Consider the following 19,027-nt stretch of genomic DNA (forward strand, 5'->3'; position numbering starts at 1 on the left):
TAAGTTAGTCTGGTTTTGTAAAAAATTATTAAATTCCCAGATGTTGTTTAAGATTATTAACCTGGAAATGCCTGCTATTGTGCTGCTGCCGCCTGTGAAGGAGGCGGAACCTCCAACGACGGGCTATTCCCAGTCAGAGACTCTTAACGAGGCTAACGAGGCTAATTAGGACACCTCAGTTTCAAGTCCGTGGATTTCCTGTAATGTTTGCCAGCCAGCTTGCCACTGGGAGTTATCTTGTAATAATTTGGCATTTATCCAGAAACGGACTTTAGGATCACAAGCAGCAACCATTTCCGCGTAAACCCACTTAGCCTGATTTTTACGGTTGACAACTTGGAAGTGCCGCCAGCCATCAACTTTTTGCTGTGCCGTCCACTTAGAACCAACTAGGTAAGGAAATTTTTGTTTTTTTGTCATTAGTCATTAGTCATTAGTCATTTGTTATTGAGCATTGGCCATTGGGCATTGCTTATTTCTCCCTCATCCCCCTCATCCCCCCCACTCCCCACTCCCCACTCCCCACTCCCCACTCCCCAGCTAAGATGTCACTAAATCACCATTACGGGTAAACTTGTGACAATGCAACTCACTATCTTGCTGGACACATAGCGAAAACCATCTGATATGGCTCCAGCAGGTGTTGATGTTGTTGGTAATTTTGCGCTTTTTCTTGGAAAGGCGTTGCCTTACGACTTCATTAGGGCAAAGAATTTCTAACGTACCCGTACCATCTTCGTAATTGACGATCCGAAATAGACAGTCTTGTAACATAGCACGGCTGCTGCTGTCGAAGAACCGCTTAAATCGCTGTAGCTTTTCCCCTTCAGTCATTTGGCTGATCGGTTTTATTTTAAATAACTCTTCATCCTCAAAGTCAAAGTCATCATCTTCAAAGTCGTAGGGGTCAATCATTTTCAGCATCCACTAGGCGACCTGGAATTATGGTAACTCTGTGTGGAGGCAAGGTAGAAGAACTTTAATACGTCATGCTTGGTGTACGCATTTAGATTTATGCTGAGGTTCAGCCAGCTTCGGCAATAACCTTGCCAATTTCTTGAAGGGTTACACCTGTTGCCAGCATCGCACGTATCAACAGTTCAATTGAAACTGAAGCATCACCATTCTCTGCCTTAGCAACACGCGGTTGACTTGAGTGAATTCTCTCGGCTAATTCAACTTGTGTCATTACTTTTTGTCGTCGTGCTTTTAAACTCCGGCTGAGTGCTAGTTTGATTCCAATCAGAGCATTTTCTTCTGGCGTTAGTTCCAAAAATTCTGAAACTGTACTAACCTTCCAACCCTTTGCTTCTAGACGTTCCTTTTTTAGTTGATCCATGACTAATCCTGTATATTTTAGGACTTACTCACAACTTACGGAATAACGAACCACAGAGGCGCAGAGGACACAGAGAAATCAGAGTTTGAGAGATATTTTGCGTAAGTCCTATATTTGTATCGTATTTACTCAATCGCTTTTGACAATTCTCAATCACTTGCTCAGGTGTTGTTCGCGTAGAGCTATAATTCGAGGCAAAGGATTCCAAACTCCAAGCATGACAACAGTAGCAATCTTGCCAATCTTTGATGCTGATGGTGAAAAAACTTATCGCGCCATTGCAGGGGATAAGCACTCTGTTGGCAAAACTGCGGGGCAAGCCCTAGATGCGTTAACTACTCAGTTGGGTGAAACTGAGTTCAGCGCACTGCTTGTCATTCAAAATTTTAGCCCTGACCCGTTTTTTAGTGCTAAACAACAAAAACGGTTATCGGAATTGATGAGTTTATGGCGGTTGGCACGAGATCAGGGGCAAGCATTACCAGCAGAGCAACAAGCAGAGTTGGATACTTTAGTTGAGGCTGAATTAAGAGCAGCAGCAGCCCGAACGGCTGTATTGATACAGCAAGAGAGTTGATGAATCGGTATTACACTGCGATCGCTGGGCGTGCTAACCATCGTTGTGAGTACTGCCAAGCCCCTGAACTAATCTTTAATTTTCCATTTGAGGTTGAGCATATCATCCCGCTCTCTCGCCAAGGTGAAAATGACGAAGCAAATTTAGCCCTTGCGTGTCGCTCCTGTAATCTTCGTAAAGGAACTCGTATTAGTGGCATTATGCCTGCTTCCAACATTGAAGTTAGTTTCTTTCATCCCAGACAGGATAAGTGGAGTAAGCATTTCCAGGTTGATACCCAATCTGGCAAAATTATAGGCATTACTTCCTCTGGAAAAGTCACTATCGAATATTTGGAGATGAACAGTGCTTCTCAAGTAGCAGCCCGACAATTATGGATTCGCTTGAGTTTGTTTCCGTAGTCGTACAGCACAACAATAAATCGGAAATGGGAACTAGGGGAAAATACCACTTTTACAAGACGTGAACACCGATCTAGGCGATCGCTGTGTTGTTCATACAATATCTATTGAGAACAGAAATTTTCTTTACTTGGAGTTCTGGTGGTAGCCTGCAACAAGCTGCTACGCCTTTACATTCCTGAAAAAGCCTATGCAACCTACTAATCCTGACCAATTTACAGAAAAAGCCTGGGAAGCGATCGCCCATACGCCCGATATTGTTAAGCAATATCAACAACAGCAGATAGAAAGTGAACATCTGATGAAAGCACTGCTAGAACAAGATGGTCTAGCAACTGGGATTCTCAGCAAAGCAGGTATTAATCTTCAAAAACTGCGCGATCGCACTGAACAATTTTTCCAACGTCAGCCGAAAGTATCCGGTACTAGCAGTTCAGTATACTTGGGACGCAGCTTGGATACACTTCTAGATCGGGCAGATGCGTATCGCAAAGAGTTTCAAGATGAATATATTTCAATTGAACACTTACTGCTGGCTTACGTTAAAGATGACCGCTTTGGCAAAGGTTTATTCCAAGAATTTGGTTTAGACGAAGGCAAGCTCAAAAATATTATTAAACAAATTCGGGGGAGCCAAAAAGTGACCGACCAAAATCCAGAAGGCAAATACGAAGCACTGGAAAAATACGGACGCGATCTCACAGAAGCCGCCCATAAAGGTCAACTTGACCCAGTGATTGGGCGGGATGATGAGATTCGTCGCACCATCCAAATTTTATCACGCCGCACCAAGAATAACCCCGTGCTAATTGGTGAACCTGGTGTTGGTAAAACTGCGATCGCTGAAGGATTAGCACAGCGTATTATTGCAGGTGATGTACCTCAATCTCTCAAAGACCGCAAGCTGATCGCTTTAGATATGGGTGCTTTGATTGCAGGGGCAAAATTCCGAGGTGAATTTGAAGAACGCCTGAAAGCAGTATTAAAAGAAGTTACCGAATCTGGCGGTAAGATTGTTTTATTTATTGATGAAATTCACACCGTTGTCGGCGCTGGTGCAACCCAAGGCGCGATGGATGCGGGTAACTTGTTAAAACCGATGTTGGCGCGGGGCGAATTGCGCTGTATTGGGGCGACAACGTTGGATGAATACCGCAAATATATCGAAAAAGATGCCGCACTAGAAAGACGCTTCCAGCAAGTTTATGTGGATCAGCCCAGTGTAGAAGATAGTATTTCGATTTTGCGCGGGTTGAGAGAACGTTATGAAAACCACCACGGGGTGAAGATTTCTGATAGTGCTTTAGTTGCAGCCGCCATATTGTCGAGTCGATATATTAGCGATCGCTTCTTACCAGATAAAGCAATTGACTTGGTAGACGAAGCCGCAGCTAGACTGAAAATGGAGATTACCTCCAAACCAGAAGAACTTGACGAAATTGATCGCAAGATTCTGCAATTGGAAATGGAGAAACTATCGCTGCAAAAAGAAAGCGATGCAGCTTCTCGTGAACGTCTAGAAAGATTGGAAAAAGAAATTGCCGATCTCAAAGAAGAACAAAGAACACTGAATACTCAATGGCAATCTGAAAAAGATATCATTGACAAAATTCAGTCTGTTAAAAAAGAGATTGAACAGGCCAACTTAGAGATTCAGCAAGCAGAACGCGACTACGATCTTAACCGCGCTGCGGAGTTGAAATACGGCACTTTAACCAGTTTGCATCGTCAATTGGAAGCAGTAGAAGCTGAATTAGCAAGCACTCAAAGAAGTGGTAAATCACTATTACGGGAAGAAGTCACAGAAGGTGATATTGCTGAAATTATTTCTAAATGGACAGGGATTCCGATTAGCAAGCTGGTGGAATCTGAGAAAGAAAAACTGCTGCACTTAGAAGATGAACTGCACCACCGCGTGATTGGACAAGAAGAAGCAGTTACAGCTGTAGCGGATGCAATTCAGCGATCGCGGGCTGGACTGGCTGATCCTAATCGTCCCATCGCTAGCTTTATTTTCCTTGGGCCTACCGGTGTGGGTAAAACTGAGTTGGCGAAAGCGCTGGCGGCGTATATGTTCGATAGTGAAGATGCGCTGGTGCGAATCGATATGTCGGAGTATATGGAGAAACACGCCGTCTCTCGCTTAATCGGTGCGCCTCCAGGATACGTAGGTTATGAAGAAGGCGGACAACTTACAGAAGCGATTCGTCGCCGTCCTTACTCAGTGATTCTCTTCGACGAAATCGAGAAAGCACACCCCGATGTATTTAATATCTTCCTGCAAATTCTCGATGATGGTCGCGTCACTGATGCTCAAGGTCATAAGGTGGACTTCAAGAACGCTATTATCATCATGACCAGCAACATCGGTTCGCAGTACATTCTGGATGTCGCCGGAGATAACGCCTACTACGACGAAATGCGCCGTCGAGTCATGGAGGCGATGCGAAATAGCTTCCGTCCAGAGTTCCTCAACCGAGTTGACGAAATTATCATCTTCCACGGCTTAGATAAGAAGGAATTGCGGCAAATTGTGCTATTGCAAGTGGAAAGACTACGCCAAAGATTGGGCGATCGCAAAATATCCCTCAAGCTCTCGGATATTGCACTTGACTTTTTAGCGGAAGTAGGGTATGACCCAGTATATGGGGCGCGTCCACTGAAGCGAGCAATTCAGCGAGAGTTAGAAACTCAAATTGCTAAATCCATCTTGCGCGGCGAATTCAACGACGGCAACACCATCTTTGTAGATGTGCAGAATGAGCGTCTTTCTTTTAGTCGCTTACCTGTGGAAGTGTTTACTAGCTAATTACACCTCACAAATCACACACAAAAACCCGATCTCTGTCAGAGATCGGGTTTTTGAATTATCTAGGGCAAAAGTGGGAATCCTAAATTTATGTTCATAAAAGGAATTGGAAATTAGTAAAACTTTTTCCAAGTCCCCAGCCCCTAGTCTCTTTTACGAAGTGATAGCTAATGATTAGTATAATTACACCAGTTTATAACGGTGAGAAATTTATAGAATCCTGCCTTCAAAATGTCATTAATCAAAATTTTGCGGAAGTGGAGCATATCATTGTCGATGGCGGCTCAACCGACAAAACAATAGATATTATCAAACATTATGCTAATGAACATCCGCATATCCGCTGGATTTCTGAAAAAGACCAGGGACAATCAGATGCGATGAATAAAGGAGTTGCTATGGCACAAGGAGCGATTATAGGCATTTTAAACGTTGATGATTTCTATGAGCCAAACATTCTTAGCCGCATTTCGGAACTCTTTAAAACTCTACCAGAACCTAGCTTTATTGTTGGCAATTGTAATACGTGGGATCATCGAGACAAGTTAATTCATATTAATAAACCTAAACGACTACGGTCAGTTGATTTACTGATGGGAAAGCAAATTAATGATGACAGAATGATTGATGCTAGTTTTCCGGTGAATCCATCGGCTTACTTCTACCACAAATCCTTGCATCAACAAATTGGAGTCTATAAAGTTGAAGAACATTATGCAATGGATATAGATTTCCTACTGAAAGCAGTTAAAGTGGCTCATGTCAAATATTTTAATGAAACTTGGGGAAATTATAGATATTATCCAGGAACAAAAACTTTTGATGATTCTAGAAATGGAACAAGTCAAACGCGAGTCCAACAGTTGTTTAAGGAGTATGCTAAAACACTCCCCTTAATTGAGCAATGGGAGATCCGTTTGAATCGAATCATGATTTTTATTCCATTAAGAGTTTTCTATTTTTCTAAGTATCCGCAACGATTACCCCAATCAATAATGAATCGATTCATGAAATCGATTTCCTATTTAAACGCTAAATAAGGACGGGGCTTGCATCCGATTAATTTCGGTCAACAAGAAAGTCAATCTAATTCATAATTAATAATTACTAATTCATAATTGCAAGACGCTCTCGTGCGTTCGCGAATAGCGTGTCGCAGACAGACGCTAAAAGCGAACGCGTACTCCTGCGGAGGACAAGCTACGCTATCAGTGGGGGCCTTACCCTGTACACCGATTGTAGACCACGCTCATTCAAAAAATGAGCGTGGTTGCTCTGAACCCATAAAATTTATGAATTATGAATTAATAATTATTTGGTCAATTCCTCACTCACGCGCATTCATGAGCGAAAATGCGGTGTAGCTCTGCTTAGAGCATTATTCGCGTCCCACACTCCTAAAAGTGAGATGTGGGACTTCTGCTAAATTAGTTAAATCAGCAACGCCTGAATTTTTTATTGATTCTTACACAGAACTTGTCGCATTTTACGCATATTTGCAGGCAACTCAAAGTTCATTGCCTGTTGAATGAAAATTGATGGAATTGGAATCAGAGGTGTAGCTTGCACAGTATAAGCAAGTATTGTGCCGTTACCACAATCTTTGAGTTCTAAATTGGCGTTAAAATCCTCAAAAGTCCCTTTTTCCATGCGAAATTGAATTTGCTGCCCCAGCACTTCTACAACGTTGAGGTAAATTTCCACTTGAGCCGTGAAGAAGAAGAAGGCTTTTTGTGCTGCTTGATACAGACGTTTGACTTCACCTTTATGTACTACCTCGCTCTTGGTGATATCGGGAAAATATTGCACCCAACGCGGGTAATCAGTTAATTGCTGCCAGACTTGCGATCGCACCACCGGCAAATACATCCAGGCTGTCACACCGCCACCCCACGCCTTGTGCGATCGCGTTTCTACCAAAATTTCACCTTGTACTAGTAACTTTAGCTTGTCTTGACTCCAAGCCATATCTGAACCTGCAATAATTGGGTCTGATATATAAGACGCAGACATAATGATTTTAGTTACTCCTCAACTCATCCACCTAAATAGAGTTGAAACTACAAGCTATAAAACTTGATTTAGATCCAACCCACTAAATTTTAGTTCTAGTCTAAGACTTATTCTGGAAACGATGATTTTTTGGTAATTATTTCACACAGTTTACTGTAAAAGTTGTATTTCTTATCACAATTAACACAATCAATGCTTAAGTGAATTTTATCAACGCAATATTTGTAGCTCAAAAACTGAGTTGTTAACAGCTAGAATGGCACAAACACGGCCTAATATCAAGCACCTTACCCTAAAGTTTGGATAGCATCTCTCGATTTTTACGTGTTATTTATGATCAAACTGCAACTTCATCATAACTTCATATCTTAATTATCAATATCAACCTAATTAATAATTATTAATTCATAATTCATAATTAAAAAGGGTTTGATTCCCCAACTATCATAATGGCAGTCCTGTTTCAGGTGGGGTTTAAATCCGCTTCTTGTTACATAATTATGAATTATCAATTATGAATTATGAATTATCAAGTGTAATGTCTGTTGAGTTGAGAGGAAAAGTAGGTGAGCCAATCTTCTTTAAATCGTAGATTAATCCAGATTTTCGGTATCCTTCTCGGCATTAGCGTCGCCGTCTGGGTACTGAGGGGCTTTGGTATTCTCACTTTTATTCCAGGTGGAATTATTTGGCTATTGCTACTTGGGGCGATCGCGATCGCGATTATCAGTTATGTCCAAAGGACATGGTGGCGTTTTTAACCAATTCGGCGGAATTCCCCATCCTCCTATGAGGTGGGGATGGATAGCCGGACGATGACGAAAACACCCTACTCCCTAATCAATCGTCAGATTGATTAGGGAGTGGGGTGGATAAGGAGTCGTCAATCTTGTGGCTAGGCAACCTGTCGATCCAATCCTCAACCAACTGCGTAACTGTTTTTTCTTTGCTTTCTGCATAGATTTTGAGTTTGGCTAATCTCTTCTCAGATATCCTTAAATTCAATCTTCCAGTTTTCATAGATAGACATACATTGTACGTCTGTTTATGGTAATATATAAATGGTCGATGACCCCCCGACCGTATTGAACAGACAGGCTAACTTCAAAGTAGTAGTAAGATACTTGCCGCAGATAAATCGGTAGATCGGGAAAAGAACACTGTTAGCTGGTTGGCTATTGCCGTGAATCCAAGCGGTGTTGTGCGAATAAAATCAAACTGCCTGTGGTAGACGGGCGGCTGCCTGTGGACGCTGTGTAAGACCATCACGAGATTTAGTTCTCGACTTCAGTGCAAGTTCCTAACGTGGCAACGGCGAGTGAGACGGGAAACTCCGAGGACGAATAGTGCGACTCGTTGCTTAGTGAATCACGGTAATCAGCCCGTACATAACTAAGCCAACCTGACAGCAGATTACTGTCACCAAAGGTTGAACTCTCGGTCAGATGTAGGTGAGAGTCCTACCAATCAGACTCAGATTTGACTCCTTATCTGCCCACACCGAACAAGCTCGGTTCTTGTAGAGTGAAGCTCTTAACTGGGCGCAATCAGACAGCCGTTACGGGCTGACACTGGCGCTAACAGGGAGTTCCCACGGTGAAATCGGGTCTAGAAAAACGACTCACTTCGGAGCAGGGCGTAACACAAAAACCCCTGACTTCACTGGAGTTCATTCCCGCCGTAATCTGTTCGGAAAACGGTAAGAGTCCAGGGAATCCAGTAGTCGAATTGACCACACCTAAAGGAACAATCAATCTCTCCGAGGGAACGAATAAAAACTAGCTGTGGGTCTTGGGGCAGTCGAACCCCAGGTAGCCCAGACGAGCGGAGGAATCCCCACGGCTAGGGTAGGACAGACCGTAATTGGTCTGAGGTGTTAAGAAAATACAAACTAGAGAAGAGAATGATTAGACACAGTTACAAAACTAGTGAATCTTGGAAAGGGCTACCGTGGAAGAAATTCCGCAAGAATCTCTTTCGCCTTCACTCATCGCGTATTCAAAGCTGTTCAAGTGGGAGACAAGCGGAAAGCTAGGTCACTCCAAAAGCTTATTTTTAAATCTACCTCGGCTCGATTTCTTGCAATAAGACAAGTATCTCAGCTAAACGCTGGTAAAAAGACGGCTGGTATTGATGGGAAGAAATCCCTATCATTCGAGGAACGCTTCAGGTTAGAAGAACTACTCAAAATGAATAGTGGAAATTGGAAACATAAAGGCTTACGGGAAATCCCCATCCCCAAGAAGGACGGGACAACCAGAATGCTTAAGATACCTACCATCGCGGATAGAGCTTGGCAATGCCTTGCAAAATATGCACTGGAACCAGCACACGAAGCCACTTTCCACGCCAGGAGTTACGGGTTCAGAACCGGGCGCTCTGCCCACGATGCACAACAGCACATCTTCTCAAACCTATGTTCACAAGGTAACGGAATAGAAAAACGAGTAATTGAACTCGATATTGAAAAGTGCTTCGACCGGATTAACCACTCAACAATAATGGACGAACTCATCGCCCCCAAAGGCTTAAAACTCGGAATCTTCCGATGCCTCAAGGCTGGAGTCAACCCAGAATTCCCCGAACAAGGTACGCCCCAAGGGGGAGTGGTCAGCCCACTACTAGCCAACATCGCACTCAACGGAATTGAGAGTATCCATAGATACCACTACGGATACAAAGAGGGAAAAAGGATTACACCTAAAACATCGGCAGTAAAAATTGCCGAGCCATCAGTCCGATATGCGGACGATATGGTTATTATACTTCGACCCGAAGACAACGCGATAGAGATACTTGAGAGAATCAGCGAGTTTCTCCGCAAACGCGGAATGAATGTAAGTCAAAAGAAAACCAAAGTTACCGCCGCGACAGATGGGTTTGATTTCCTCGGCTGGCACTTCAAAGTCCAGACAAACGGAAAGTTCAGAAGCATCCCATCAGTGGATAACTTCAAAGCGTTCCGTAAGAAAGTAAAACACATCGTCAACAACTCGAATTATGGTGCTACCACAAAGGCTGAGAAATTAGCCCCGGTAGTTAGAGGTTGGAGAAATTACCATAAGTTCTGCAAGATGGACGGGTCTAGAAACTCGTTATACCACATCCAAAAAAGAGCTTACACGGTACTCAACAAGGAAACCAAGCAAAACCGCCACTCTAGCAAGAAATTACTAGACAAAGCATTTCCGAAGGTTCCCTACTCCGAAGGTAGCCACGTCATGGTCAAAGGAATCAAATCCCCCTATGACGGAGATACAGCCTATTGGAGTGAACGTAACAGTAAACTCTATGGCGGCGAAACCTCTAAAACTCTTAAGAAGCAAAACCATAAATGTGCTTCCTGCGGTTTAAAGTTCATCGATGAAGAACGAATTCATCTGCATCACATCGATGGAAATCACACCAACTGGAAGAAAAATAATCTTGAAGCAATTCATGAGAGTTGCCACGATTACAAACACATGAGCAAATGCGAAAGCTAAGAACATCGGAAGCTGGGTGCGGTGAAAGCCGCACGCCCAGATTTAACAGAGAGGGGCGCGGGATAATACCCGCCTTCGACTCTACCAGACCGTCACTGGTTCAATGATGTTGGAAGCCCCAACCTCAGCGAAGCAGGTTGGGGTACTTCACTCTGATTTGTGATCATCTCGGAAATTTCCCCCAAAAGACATAGGAGTGAAAATGAATGTAGAGACGTAGCACTGCTACGTCTCTACAAGGGTTCTGGATAACGCATATTTAATTTCACGCCTATGTCTTTTGGTATACGCCTTTATTTGATGGTTTTCATGCGTAGCCCCGTTTAAGAATTGTAGCGTGCCTATTTTGACTGACTGCCAAAAGTATTTAATGGTGAAGCAATAGCAACAATTTACTAAGGGGAACGAACATGGCAAAGTATAAATGTACTGTTTGCGCCTATGAATATGACCCAGAAGTAGGCGATCCAGATAGCGATATAGAACCGGGAACAGCTTTTGAAGATATACCAGACGATTGGGTATGTCCAACTTGCGGTGCCCAAAAATCAGACTTTGAACCCGATGAAGAGTGAAGATAACAGTTAGCCTAGAGAGTAGGTGCTGTAAAAGAGACATTTTTGAAATTGTTACCGTTACAAATTGTAATTATTGGGGGTGGGGCAGCAGGATTTTTTGGCGCGATCGCTTGTGCTAAAGCCAATCCTCAAGCCGAAGTTACTTTACTCGAAGCCAGTCGCCAACCCCTAGCGAAAGTGCTAATTTCTGGTGGCGGGCGCTGCAACGTTACTCATGCTTGCTTTGCCCCTGAAGAGTTAGTGCAAAATTACCCTAGAGGTGCAAAAGCTTTGCGGGGTGCTTTTACTCGTTTTGGGACTGAAGATACAGTAGCTTGGTTTGCTGCTGGTGGAGTCTATCTCAAAACTGAAGCTGATGGGCGGATGTTTCCTGTCACCAATACTTCAGAAACCATTGTGGAATGTCTAATTAAAGCAGTGGCGGCATCTGGGGTAAAACTCCGTATCGGTACACTTGTAACTTCAGTGAAACGAACTCCAGCAGATAGGGGGTTTGAAATTTTTCTGAAGTCGGGAGAGACGATTAAATGCGATCGCTTACTTCTGGCGACCGGCAGCAGCCTTGTGGGTTATAAAATTGTCCAAGAGTTAAATCATCAAATAGAACCGCCAGTACCCTCTCTATTTACCTTCAATATTGCTGATCCTCAATTGCGGGCTTTAGCTGGAGTTAGCGTTAACCCTGCCCAATTGCGGTTATCTGCGGGCGGAAAATCCCAATTACAACAAACTGGCCCATTACTAATTACCCACTGGGGTTTGAGTGGCCCCGCAGTTCTGAAGCTTTCTGCTTGGGGTGCGAGAGTTTTGCACGAAAGCCGCTATCAAGCCAGATTATTGATTAATTGGCTGCCCCAATTGCAACAAGAAGAAGTGCGAGAAAAAGTTTTAGCAGTTAAAGATGAATGGGGAAAGAAAGCGATCGCATTGCATCGCGGCGTTGATCTCCCCCATCGTCTCTGGCAATATATCATTGCTCGTGCAGGCATCACCACAGAAGACCGTTGGGCAGAAATATCTAATAAAACCTTAAATCAACTGGTGCAAGAACTTACTCAGGGACAATACTTAATCAACGGCAAAGGAGCCTTCAAAGAAGAATTTGTTACCTGTGGCGGTGTGAACCTCAAAGAAGTCAACTTTAAGACAATGGAAAGTAGATTAGTTCCTGGTCTTTATTTTGCCGGAGAAATTTTAGATATTGATGGCGTTACCGGTGGGTTTAACTTCCAAAGTGCTTGGACAACCGGGTATTTAGCAGGGATAGCAATGGCAACTAGCGAATAATCCCGCTAGAGGGATTATGACAGCTTAAAAGAGTTCGTAGTAAGCAGTTTAGTGCTTAGAAAATAAGGACTAAAGTCCTTACTACGGTTCTGGGCACTGCTGATTAGGGGCTTTTTTAGTTGTTGCTTTTAACTACGACAAGATTGTTGATTCTCATTTTGATCAACCAAGTAGCAGTATCAAGGCAACAGTCGTCAACCCCGATATCCTTTGCAATTGCGAGTCCGGTTGAAAATGAAAAAGCATCTGATTACTAATTACGAGTTAGTATCAGGCTCATCTAAAATCTCACTATAAGGTTGAGGTTCTCTTAGGCGCTGTTCAGTATATTGATGGCGAAACTTCACAGCTTCTAAGTAGATTTTTTTCCGAGCTAAATTAATAATACCTAAAGGCTCATGTTCAGGTAAGGTGTGCCAAGGAGAGAAAGATAACCCCTCATTTAATCGGTTGCGTTCTTCAAAGTCAAATTTCTGAGCCGGAATTTTGACAGTAGCCAGTTTAATAAATGGTGCATCTTCTTCTTTCCACTCTTTAGTGGGATCTTCAATAGGTGTCTTTTCGTCGTCTACAAAAAGCTGTACTAGAAAGTCAAAATTTACTTCTTTTGCTTCTTGAGTGAGATATTTGACTACTGCTTCACGCAGATAATTTTCGGAATCAGGTTTTCTATCGGGAATTTCATCCGGTTGGTGTGGCTGAAGTGAGAACTTAATTACGTGAGAGCCAAGTTTATAGGGAGTCGTACTCCAGTATGGGATGAGTAAGGGATTCGCTATCTGTTTGCTGCTAGCAGCTTGGATAATTTCAAATACTGGTGCAAGCGATCGCAATAATTCTGGATCAGCCTGACCACTACCAACTTTCCCCAAATCAGCAAACTGTTGCAGGGTTCGCGTTATAAAAACTGGGTGACTAAGAAAAATAAAATCTTGTGTGTACTTCTCATCATCAAGTACCTTTTCCCCTTCTACCTCCAGAAGTTTGATAGCTAAACCGCGAATATCTGGTTCCAAGTCTGATTTGAATTTGCCACGTTTTTCAGGTGCAGAAGCATTAGATAACCGTACCCAAATTGGATAACTCCGTTTTTGGGCAAACACACCCACCAGCCAGGATTCGGGTATGTTGTCTTCGACAATGAATTCTCCCCAAAGCAAACCATGACTTTTAGGATGTGTCTGGCGCAAGTCAGGCCCTTTCTGTGCTTGTTCCTCTAATACACTTGCCAATATGACATCGGTTTCTGCTGACTGTGTGGCTAGGGATAAGCTCAAATCGCTCATGCTTTTTTCCTTGAGTAAAAAATTTTAACAAATCAATACAATTTAAATACTGTGATGAGTATATAGGCTCAAAATATATTTATGAGAGTTTTAAGATTAACTTTATAAATAAGAGTTTAAGTTAACATTCTTCTTCCCCAAGTGAGAACTAGTTAGCTGTATGCAATATCACCTCTGCCAACACTTTCGGGAGCATCCCACTTTTTTGCATGTGATTGCGAACGTCGTTCCTCCTCTCTACGAACGCGAATAGCGTGTCGCAGACAGACCGGAGGCGAACGCAATGACAGTTATTCTCTTATTGGAAAATAAAAACTGGGATGCACCCTCTTAATTCTGGGATATTATTAATCATTTCAAAACCTCGAACTTTCTGGAGGATGAATAATCTGTATCTTAATTAGGGATTTCCAACAAATAAATTATCCAATCTTGTGGGGTGGGCATCTTGCCCGCCCATGTCCAAAGGCGGGCAAGATGCCCACCCCACAAGAAGTAGTTGAGTATTTTTTTATTTGTAAGTCCCTTACTTAACTTCTTGCAAAAGTAAAACACCCGCCCAAAAATTTATTTTTGGGCTAATAGCTCAACTCGGTTTAAACCAAATAATGACATTAGTTTTAGTCCGTTTCAACGGACTAAAACTATTAGCCAGGGACTTGAGTCCCTGGCAGTTTAAGTATTTTCGTAATAGGTTTACTAATTATCTGGCTAGTACAAAGTGACAAAAATCAAGCTACCATCCTTTGTAAATCAATTTTGAACATACCCAACAATGAAATTCAGCGAAATCCTCCGCCAATTTGGTGAAGCAGCCACCAATCATAGTCTGACTAGCAACCCAGACCATGACCCAGAAATTACAGGGATAGCAGCTATTGATGAAGCTACCAACGGTACTCTCAGCTACGTAGAAGGGGCAAAATTTGGGTCTTTTGTTGGCAAGACCAATGCTAGTGCTTTAATTTTGCCCCAAGACGAAAAATTACAGGTAATTGCACAAGAGAGAGGTATTGTCTGGATAGCGACCTCAGATCCGCGACTGTTGTTTGCCAAAGCGATCGCACTTTTTTACCAACCATATCGCCCTAGCCCAGAAATTCATCCCACTGCTGTAATTCACTCCACCGCAAAAGTTGGTAGTGATGTTTATATTGGCCCCCATGCTGTGATTCAGCAAGGGGTGGAAATTGGCAATGGCGCAATCATTCATCCGAATGTGGTGATTTATCCAGATGCCAAAATAGGCGATCGCACCATCTTACACGCCAACTGTACCATCCACGAACGCACCCGCATCGGTGCAGATTGCGTCATTCATAGTGGTGCTGTCATCGGTGCAGAAGGCTTTGGTTTTGTTCCTACCCGGACTGGTTGGTTAAAAATGGAACAATCCGGCTATACAGTTTTAGAAGATGGCGTGGAAGTTGGCTGCAACAGTGGTATTGACCGCCCAGCCGTCGGAGAAACACGGATAGGTCGCAATACAGTAATTGATAACTTAGTGCAAATAGGTCATGGTTGCCAAACCGGTGCTGGGTGTGCGATCGCAGGTCAGGTTGGCATGGCGGGAGGTGTTAAACTGGGAAATCGCGTTATCTTAGCTGGACAAACAGGAATAGTCAATCAAGTGAAGATCGGAGATGGGGCGATGACATCTGCTCAAAGTGGAATTCACAACGATGTTGCACCAGGAGAAGTTGTCTGCGGATCTCCAGCCCTTCCTTACAAACTATATCTCAAGGTATCTGCTGTTTATGGTCGCCTGCCAGATATGTATCAATCGCTAAAACAATTGCAACGTAAATTCAAAAATAGCAGTGATTAGTAGATAAGAACTTGGAACTTCAGCTTCAGAACTCGGAACTTCAAGCTCATAACTCGGAACTTCAAGCTCATAACTCGGAACTTCAAGCTCAGAACTCGGAACTTCAAGCTCAAAACTCGGAACTTCAAGCTCAAAACTCGGAACTTTGAGAATTTCCAAATATAGTACACACAATTGGTAGAGGCACAAGAATGTTGTGCCCCTACCTTGTACTCCATCAACTAAAATCCTAATTTTTCCAACACTGGCTTTGTGGAAACAATGTGGCGTTCTAAACCCAGTTCTTTTGGACTAACCCCAAGTGCTAAAGCAATTAACTGGGGTAAATGCAACACTGGTAAACCTAGCTTCTGTTCAATCACTTTTTCCACCTCTGGTTGACGCGAATCTAAATTTAAGTGGCACAGAGGACAAGGCGTAACTATACAGTCAGCACCAGATGCCAAAGCGTCCTGAATATGCATCCCCGCCATTTTAAAAGATTGGGTAGTGGCATAACTAGAAAGCGGCCAACCACAACATTGCGTCCGCCCTCGGTAATAAATTGGTGTTGCACCCACCGCCCGAAACATATTTTCCATCGCTTCCGGTTGGAACGGGTCGTCATAGGGCATATATTTTTGAGCGCGGAGGAGATAACAGCCATAAAAAGCCGCACATTTTAATCCAGTTAACTTCCGGGTGACACGTTTGGTAATTTCCTCTAAACCATAATCTGTGACTAAGGCGTAAAGGAGATGTTTAACCTCAGTACTGCCGCGATAAGGTGAACAGCCTTCTTTATGCAGCAAGCCATTAACCTGTTGAATATAAGCAGGGTTAGAAGTCTTACATTCTTTCAGGTGTTCGTTGACGTGACCGATAACACCTTGACAAGTGCTGCAATGGGTAAGTAAGGGCAGATTTAATTCTTCTGCTAAAGCAATATTTCTGGCGTTGACTGTATCTTCCAGCAGTTGAGAATCTTCTTTAAATGTGCCAGAACCGCAGCAAGCAGCTTTTTTAAGTTCAACCAATTCAATGCCCAGCGCTTGGGTAAGGGCTTGAGTTGACTGGTAAAGTTCCCGACAGGCCCCTTGGGCAACACAACCGGGGAAGTAAGCGTATTTAAGTGTCTGAGATAGCATAGAAGTATGTTTGGGTTAGAGCGATCGCTCTAAGCAATAACTGTTTTATCTGTTTTATCATCCCTTGTTAGCACCAAAGTTCTGATGTTTGACGTTGGGCGACCCTTTAACCGTCTAGGTTCAAAGCCGCCGCGTCTACATATTCTTATTGCTACCAAGGCTGTAAATACTGAACGAGACATTGTAAAAAATTTTAGCAATAATTAAACCGAAGCATTTACACCCTATCGGCGATCGCGTAGCACGCTCCACTGCCCAAGTGTTACCAAAAAACTTACCCGATTCTTTTTAGAAGAAAGGTTTTCTCACATAAAGCCCCTTGGCAGTATGCGGGCGATCGCGCTTGACGATAAGATGTATATGCTCAAAACAATGTTTCCCGTAAAGAGCAGAACCTAGCAACTGGTTAAGGACTTTTATTATTTATGAGCCAAACGGAACTTTTTGAAAAGGTTAAGAAAATCGTCACCGAACAATTGAGTGTTGACGACCCTGCCAAAATCACACCCCAGTCCAAGTTTATGGACGATCTAGGAGCAGATTCCTTGGATACCGTTGAACTGGTAATGGCGTTGGAAGAGGAATTTGATATCGAAATTCCCGACGAAGCTGCCGAGCAGATTATATCGGTTCAAGACGCAGTAGATTACATCAATAACAAAGTTACCGCATCTGCTTAACTATTGATTGGGGATTGGGAAGATTTTCCTCCAGTACCTAGTCACTCGAAGGGTGAGGTTAGGAACGTCGCTAACGCTGACACTAACGCCAGTCGCTCGTAAAGGAAATCTTTAAGACCCTTCGGGTGACGCTCGTACCGCGCTGGCTCACCAGTACCTAGTCGCTAGTCTCGAATTTTTTGCCTGCTGCTTTATTTCGCCATTTTTAACTTAATCATGACAGATCATACACGTAAACGCGTTGTTGTAACTGGTGTTGGCGCGATTACACCTATAGGTAACACAGCAACAGAATATTGGGATGGATTATTGAGTGGACGCAATGGCATAGACTACATCACATTATTTGATGCGTCTCGCCATGATTGCCGCATTGCTGGTGAGGTGAAAAACTTCGATCCACATGATTACTTGGAGCGCAAAGAGGCCAAGCGCATGGATCGATTTGCCCAATTTGGGGTTGCGGCAGCAAAACAGGCTCTATCTAACGCACAGTTAGTGATCAATGACCTGAATGCAGAACAGGTAGGTGTCATGATCGGTTCTGGCGTTGGTGGCATCAAGGTATTAGAAGACCAGCAAACTATCTACCTCAACCGTGGCCCCGATCGCTGTAGTCCATTCATGATCCCGATGATGATCGCCAATATGGCCGCAGGATTAACGGCAATTCACACGGGTGCTAAAGGGCCAAACTCCTGTCCTGTAACTGCCTGCGCTGCTGGCTCCAACGCCATCGGAGATGCTTTTCGTCTCATTCAAGGGGGATACGCCCAGGCGATGATTTGTGGGGGAACGGAGTCAGCTGTCACACCATTGTCGATAGCTGGGTTCGCCGCCTGCAAGGCACTCTCTTTTAGCAATGATGACCCGACTAGAGCTTGCCGTCCCTTTGACCGCGATCGCAACGGATTTGTCTTGGGTGAAGGTTCAGGAATTTTAATTCTAGAAGAACTGCAACACGCAATCAGTCGCGGCGCTCACATTTATGCCGAAATGATCGGCTATGGTATGACTTGTGACGCCTACCATATCACTTCCCCCGTACCTGGTGGACTCGGAGCAGCTAGAGCGATAGAACTAGCGCTCAAAGATGCCGGCATAACTCCCGAACAGATCAGCTATATTAATGCCCACGGCACTAGTACCCCAGCTAATGATTCAACTGAAACCTCAGCCATCAAAAAAGCCTTGGGAGAACATGCCTATAAGGTGGCAATTAGCTCCACCAAATCGATGACAGGTCATTTATTGGGCGGTTCTGGAGGTATTGAAGCAGTGGCAACAGTGCTGGCGATCGCTAATGACCAAATTCCACCGACAATCAATCTAGAAAATCCCGATCCAGAGTGTGACTTAGATTACGTGCCTAACTCCAGCCGCGCTCAAAAAGTCGAGGTGGCAATATCCAATTCTTTTGGGTTTGGGGGTCATAATGTCACACTGGCCTTTAAGAAATACCTCTAAAAGGAGTCAGAATTCAGTAGTCAGTAGTCAGGAGAACTGGGACAAATTAAGAACCTCTATTTCACCCACAAAGAAAAAAGGCTTTAAACCAATAGTCTTTCACGAATCCCATAAAAATAATTCTGAATTCTGGCTCCTGACTACTTGTGC

The 19,027-nt window shown here is 43.5% G+C and carries 20 protein-coding genes and 1 pseudogene; 14 read left to right on the plus strand and 7 right to left on the minus strand.

Annotation, left to right across the window (positions count from 1 at the left end):
- Positions 1-40 precede the first annotated feature (40 nt).
- Complete coding sequence (locus tag HWQ23_RS33195; protein ID WP_292838140.1) at positions 41-169, plus strand: hypothetical protein; 129 nt, start codon at positions 41-43, stop codon at positions 167-169.
- Here the strand turns inward: HWQ23_RS33195 and HWQ23_RS33200 are convergent.
- From HWQ23_RS33200 to HWQ23_RS33210, 3 genes are all read right to left on the minus strand, one after another.
- The gene (locus HWQ23_RS33200; protein ID WP_099103731.1) at positions 166-420 is read right to left on the minus strand and encodes a TIGR02450 family Trp-rich protein; all 255 of its coding nucleotides are present in this window, start codon (positions 418-420) and stop codon (positions 166-168) included. The genes HWQ23_RS33195 and HWQ23_RS33200 overlap by 4 nt on opposite strands.
- A gap of 120 nt (positions 421-540) precedes the next feature.
- Positions 541-924: a hypothetical protein gene (locus HWQ23_RS33205; protein WP_292838142.1), complete on the minus strand. Its 384-nt coding sequence runs from the start codon at positions 922-924 to the stop codon at positions 541-543.
- 100 nt (positions 925-1,024) lie between these two features.
- Entirely contained in the window at positions 1,025-1,339 is a 315-nt protein-coding gene (locus tag HWQ23_RS33210) for a helix-turn-helix domain-containing protein (protein WP_292838144.1), read from the minus strand.
- Positions 1,340-1,556: 217 nt separating this feature from the next.
- On the opposite strand from HWQ23_RS33210, the gene HWQ23_RS33215 reads away from it, so the two are divergent.
- The 4 genes from HWQ23_RS33215 (at position 1,557) to HWQ23_RS33230 (ending at position 6,166) form a co-directional block, all read left to right on the plus strand.
- Positions 1,557-1,916, plus strand: a complete 360-nt coding sequence (locus tag HWQ23_RS33215) for a hypothetical protein (protein WP_292838146.1) — start codon at positions 1,557-1,559, stop codon at positions 1,914-1,916.
- A complete protein-coding gene (locus tag HWQ23_RS33220; protein WP_292838148.1) occupies positions 1,916-2,317 on the plus strand; it encodes an HNH endonuclease in 402 nt (133 codons plus the stop codon). Before HWQ23_RS33215 ends, HWQ23_RS33220 begins: the two co-directional genes overlap by 1 nt.
- Positions 2,318-2,507: 190 nt before the next feature.
- Positions 2,508-5,126: an ATP-dependent chaperone ClpB gene (gene clpB / locus HWQ23_RS33225; RefSeq protein WP_292838150.1), complete on the plus strand. Its 2,619-nt coding sequence runs from the start codon at positions 2,508-2,510 to the stop codon at positions 5,124-5,126.
- A 170-nt stretch (positions 5,127-5,296) separates the two neighbouring features.
- Positions 5,297-6,166 (plus strand): glycosyltransferase family 2 protein, encoded by an 870-nt coding sequence (locus HWQ23_RS33230; protein WP_292838152.1) that lies wholly within the window; start codon positions 5,297-5,299, stop codon positions 6,164-6,166.
- A gap of 415 nt (positions 6,167-6,581) precedes the next feature.
- Here the strand turns inward: HWQ23_RS33230 and HWQ23_RS33235 are convergent, their stop codons facing one another.
- Positions 6,582-7,139, minus strand: a complete 558-nt coding sequence (locus HWQ23_RS33235; RefSeq protein WP_292838154.1) for an SRPBCC family protein — start codon at positions 7,137-7,139, stop codon at positions 6,582-6,584.
- Positions 7,140-7,705: 566 nt separating this feature from the next.
- On the opposite strand from HWQ23_RS33235, the gene HWQ23_RS33240 reads away from it, so the two are divergent.
- A complete protein-coding gene (locus tag HWQ23_RS33240; protein WP_100901319.1) occupies positions 7,706-7,900 on the plus strand; it encodes a hypothetical protein in 195 nt (64 codons plus the stop codon).
- 79 nt (positions 7,901-7,979) lie between these two features.
- Here HWQ23_RS33240 and HWQ23_RS33245 read toward each other — a convergent pair whose 3' ends face one another.
- A complete protein-coding gene (locus tag HWQ23_RS33245) occupies positions 7,980-8,159 on the minus strand; it encodes a DUF6364 family protein (RefSeq protein ID WP_292838158.1) in 180 nt (59 codons plus the stop codon).
- Between the two features lie 576 nt (positions 8,160-8,735).
- On the opposite strand from HWQ23_RS33245, the gene HWQ23_RS33250 reads away from it, so the two are divergent.
- The 4 genes and pseudogenes from HWQ23_RS33250 (at position 8,736) to HWQ23_RS33265 (ending at position 12,489) form a co-directional block, all read left to right on the plus strand.
- Positions 8,736-8,921 carry a hypothetical protein gene (locus HWQ23_RS33250; RefSeq protein ID WP_292838160.1) on the plus strand — a complete coding sequence of 62 codons (186 nt, stop codon included), beginning with the start codon at positions 8,736-8,738 and terminating at the stop codon, positions 8,919-8,921.
- 121 nt (positions 8,922-9,042) lie between these two features.
- Positions 9,043-10,624: pseudogene (locus HWQ23_RS33255) on the plus strand (group II intron reverse transcriptase/maturase).
- 410 nt (positions 10,625-11,034) lie between these two features.
- Positions 11,035-11,199, plus strand: coding sequence for a rubredoxin (gene rd, locus HWQ23_RS33260; RefSeq protein ID WP_292838162.1), 165 nt, complete (start codon positions 11,035-11,037; stop codon positions 11,197-11,199).
- 51 nt (positions 11,200-11,250) lie between these two features.
- Complete coding sequence (locus tag HWQ23_RS33265) at positions 11,251-12,489, plus strand: BaiN/RdsA family NAD(P)/FAD-dependent oxidoreductase (RefSeq protein ID WP_292838191.1); 1,239 nt, start codon at positions 11,251-11,253, stop codon at positions 12,487-12,489.
- A 257-nt stretch (positions 12,490-12,746) separates the two neighbouring features.
- Here the strand turns inward: HWQ23_RS33265 and HWQ23_RS33270 are convergent, their stop codons facing one another.
- Complete coding sequence (locus HWQ23_RS33270) at positions 12,747-13,775, minus strand: catalase family protein (RefSeq protein ID WP_292838164.1); 1,029 nt, start codon at positions 13,773-13,775, stop codon at positions 12,747-12,749.
- 775 nt (positions 13,776-14,550) lie between these two features.
- Here HWQ23_RS33270 and lpxD point away from each other — a divergent pair.
- Positions 14,551-15,603: a UDP-3-O-(3-hydroxymyristoyl)glucosamine N-acyltransferase gene (gene lpxD / locus HWQ23_RS33275; RefSeq protein WP_292838166.1), complete on the plus strand. Its 1,053-nt coding sequence runs from the start codon at positions 14,551-14,553 to the stop codon at positions 15,601-15,603.
- 11 nt (positions 15,604-15,614) lie between these two features.
- Positions 15,615-15,752, plus strand: coding sequence for a hypothetical protein (locus HWQ23_RS33280; protein WP_292838168.1), 138 nt, complete (start codon positions 15,615-15,617; stop codon positions 15,750-15,752).
- 72 nt (positions 15,753-15,824) lie between these two features.
- Here HWQ23_RS33280 and HWQ23_RS33285 read toward each other — a convergent pair whose 3' ends face one another.
- Positions 15,825-16,730 (minus strand): CoB--CoM heterodisulfide reductase iron-sulfur subunit B family protein, encoded by a 906-nt coding sequence (locus HWQ23_RS33285; RefSeq protein WP_292838170.1) that lies wholly within the window; start codon positions 16,728-16,730, stop codon positions 15,825-15,827.
- Between the two features lie 425 nt (positions 16,731-17,155).
- On the opposite strand from HWQ23_RS33285, the gene acpP reads away from it, so the two are divergent.
- Both acpP and fabF read left to right on the plus strand, forming a co-directional pair.
- Positions 17,156-17,410, plus strand: a complete 255-nt coding sequence (acpP, locus tag HWQ23_RS33290) for an acyl carrier protein (protein WP_273768562.1) — start codon at positions 17,156-17,158, stop codon at positions 17,408-17,410.
- A 216-nt stretch (positions 17,411-17,626) separates the two neighbouring features.
- Complete coding sequence (fabF, locus tag HWQ23_RS33295) at positions 17,627-18,877, plus strand: beta-ketoacyl-ACP synthase II (RefSeq protein WP_292838173.1); 1,251 nt, start codon at positions 17,627-17,629, stop codon at positions 18,875-18,877.
- Positions 18,878-19,027: the final 150 nt, after the last annotated feature.

Source organism: Nostoc sp. JL33 (assembly GCF_017114985.1).
Taxonomy (GTDB): Bacteria; Cyanobacteriota; Cyanobacteriia; order Cyanobacteriales; family Nostocaceae; genus Nostoc.